Source organism: Protofrankia sp. Cr1 (genome assembly GCF_963555865.1).
GTDB lineage: Bacteria > Actinomycetota > Actinomycetes > Frankiales > Frankiaceae > Protofrankia.
In genome coordinates, this window is the sequence record NZ_CAUVXO010000131.1 from 9,865 (window position 1) to 12,154 (window position 2,290).

Consider the following 2,290-nt stretch of genomic DNA (forward strand, 5'->3'; position numbering starts at 1 on the left):
TGCAGGCCTACCTGCTCGACCTGGTCACCCGAGATGCCCGTACGCCGACCCTCGCGGACATGATGGCCCGCCTCGACCGTGAAACGCACGCCGAGCTCGCTACCTCGGACATCCTGGCCGCGATCGACGAGGGCCGGGAACGCGGGTGAGCAGTCCGGCGGCCGTGATCGACTGCTCGGCGCTGATACGTACGTTGACCGATCACGGTCCGACCGGGCACGCGGTGCGCCACCGGCTCGCCAGCCTCGCGTCGCTCGTCGCGCCCGGATTGCTCGACTACGAGGTGGTCTCGGCCCTGTTCGGGATGGTCCGCGGTCGGAAGCTCACCGCACGGGAGGCGGAGAAGGCCATCGGCGACTACCAGCTCCTACCGCTTGTGCGGCACGAGACGCTGATCCTGTGGGCACGCGTCCGCGACCTACACCACAACCTCAGCACCTACGACGCCCAGTACGTCGCCCTCGCCGAGACCTTGGGATTGCCGCTGATCACCAGCGACGCCCGCATCGAACGCAGCGCCGTCACCACGTGCCCCGTCGAGGTCTTTGCATGACGCGGGAGCCAGGTCCCAGCACCTGATAGGCGGATGGGTAGGCCCCGAACGTTTGGGTGATCAGGCGGCATCGCGCGGCCAGGGCATCCGGAGACTACTGCGCGTCGAGCAAATCTCGAACGGCTTCGCCGAGTACCGCAGCGCCGTACGGCACAGCGGCACTCCAGTCGCTGGCCGCCGATTCACCGGCCGAGTCGGAAACCCACTTCAGTGCCCGCACCGGAGTGCCGAAAGCCTGGCATGCCATTGCGACCGCATAGCACTCCATGTCCACGATCGTCGCGTGTTTCCGCAGCGCCGCACGCCGTACCTCGTCCGCGATGAACGTGTCGCCGCTGGCGATCACTGATCCGTCCCCACCATCCAACGGGACCTGGTCCTGTACAGGAATACCAAGCGCCAGCAGCGATGCGGCATCAAGATCCCATGCCCACGCTTTGCTGGGCCGACGCAGCGAAGGTCCCACGGAGTCCAACCCGCCGGCCGTGCCGACATTCAGGACTCCAATTGAGGTGGGATCCGGCAGCCGGGCGAGGGCTGTCGTGACGGCGATTGCGGCCGCCGTCTTACCGGCGCCGGTGATCAGTACACCGAGCAGCCCGGGATGATCGCGCGGCACGGTCGTCGCCTCCGCCTCGACGGCCGCGACCACCAGCCATTTCACGACACCACCGTGCCGGGCAACACCGCGGGAAAGCCGGCTGAGCGGGTCACTGGACAGCCCTCAGATAGTGCGCCCAGTATCCTTGGTTCGGGACACAGCGCGCGGACAGGGTGGCGAGGTCCCCCGGTGGGGGCTCGCCGTATACGCGATGCACGGCTTTCAGAAGCTCGGCGTCGTCGGGCAGCAGCTCCATCCGCCCCAGCCCTCGGATCATCACGAAGGTAGCTGACCAGCGGCCGATTCCAGGCAGTGAGAGCAGAAACCGCTCGACCTCCCTCACCGAAGCTGACCTTCACCACGCGAATCTCAGCAATGCGATCCTTGCCCACACACGCCTGCCGGGGGCGAACGTGAGTGAGGCGCACATGCAAGGATCGAACCTGCGTGGCACCGACCTGCGTGGCACCGACCTGCGTGGCACCGACCTGCGTGGCGCGAACCTCACTGAGGTTGCTGGGCTTTCCCAGGACCAGCTGAACCAGGCGTTCGGGGATCGCGAAACCCGCCTCCCGTCCTGGTGGAAATGGAACGTCAAGCGGCCGGGCCTGTGCCGGGCCGCGCTGGGTGTCCATGCCTCGACCGCTCTTCGTCGCCGTTCGGAGGTCATGACCATAGTCTTGATTCGGTCCACAGCCAAGGGGCGGACGACGCGTTCGCGCGGATTGTCGGGAAGACTGAGATCTTGACATCGTCGGCCGATTCGCCGTTCTCGAGGCTCGTGCGGTCCTGGTTTCCCTCAGGTTTCCTTCGGGGTGACGGCGACCTGAGGTACTTGGGTACCAAGGTCCTGGGAAGGTGAGGATGGCTATGACGACCGTCGGCGCCCGACGCCAAGCACCCTTGAAGATCGACCCTGCGACGGACGAGCTGATCTCGCAGGCCGCTCACTTCCTCGGCATATCCAAGAAGGACCTCGTGGCCGAGGCGGTCCGGGCATACCTCGAGCAGCGCCGTGCGGAGATCCGCCGCGGGATGGTCGAGTCGATGAAGGTGCTGGACGGCTCGCTCACCGCCAGCGTCGCAGCCCTGACCGGCCTGTCGCCCGAGCGGATCGAGCAGCTTGGCGGCGCCGG

5 protein-coding genes are annotated in these 2,290 nt (G+C 66.8%); 3 read left to right on the forward strand and 2 right to left on the reverse strand.

Annotated features, from left to right (window positions below; all coding sequences use genetic code 11):
* Positions 1-145 precede the first annotated feature (145 nt).
* Positions 146-553, forward strand: a complete 408-nt coding sequence (locus U9980_RS12755; protein WP_322768100.1) for a type II toxin-antitoxin system VapC family toxin — start codon at positions 146-148, stop codon at positions 551-553.
* A 94-nt stretch (positions 554-647) separates the two neighbouring features.
* Here the strand turns inward: U9980_RS12755 and U9980_RS12760 are convergent, their stop codons facing one another.
* Together U9980_RS12760 and U9980_RS12765 are read right to left on the reverse strand one after the other, a co-directional pair.
* Positions 648-1,217 carry a nucleosidase gene (locus U9980_RS12760; RefSeq protein ID WP_322768101.1) on the reverse strand — a complete coding sequence of 190 codons (570 nt, stop codon included), beginning with the start codon at positions 1,215-1,217 and terminating at the stop codon, positions 648-650.
* Positions 1,218-1,263: 46 nt separating this feature from the next.
* The gene (locus tag U9980_RS12765) at positions 1,264-1,497 is read right to left on the reverse strand and encodes a hypothetical protein (RefSeq protein ID WP_322768102.1); all 234 of its coding nucleotides are present in this window, start codon (positions 1,495-1,497) and stop codon (positions 1,264-1,266) included.
* Positions 1,498-1,534: 37 nt separating this feature from the next.
* On the opposite strand from U9980_RS12765, the gene U9980_RS28540 reads away from it, so the two are divergent.
* Together U9980_RS28540 and U9980_RS12770 are read left to right on the forward strand one after the other, a co-directional pair.
* The gene (locus U9980_RS28540) at positions 1,535-1,903 is read left to right on the forward strand and encodes a pentapeptide repeat-containing protein (RefSeq protein ID WP_416210260.1); all 369 of its coding nucleotides are present in this window, start codon (positions 1,535-1,537) and stop codon (positions 1,901-1,903) included.
* A gap of 121 nt (positions 1,904-2,024) precedes the next feature.
* Positions 2,025-2,290: hypothetical protein (locus U9980_RS12770; RefSeq protein ID WP_322768103.1), on the forward strand; the 266-nt coding region annotated here is incomplete at its 3' end.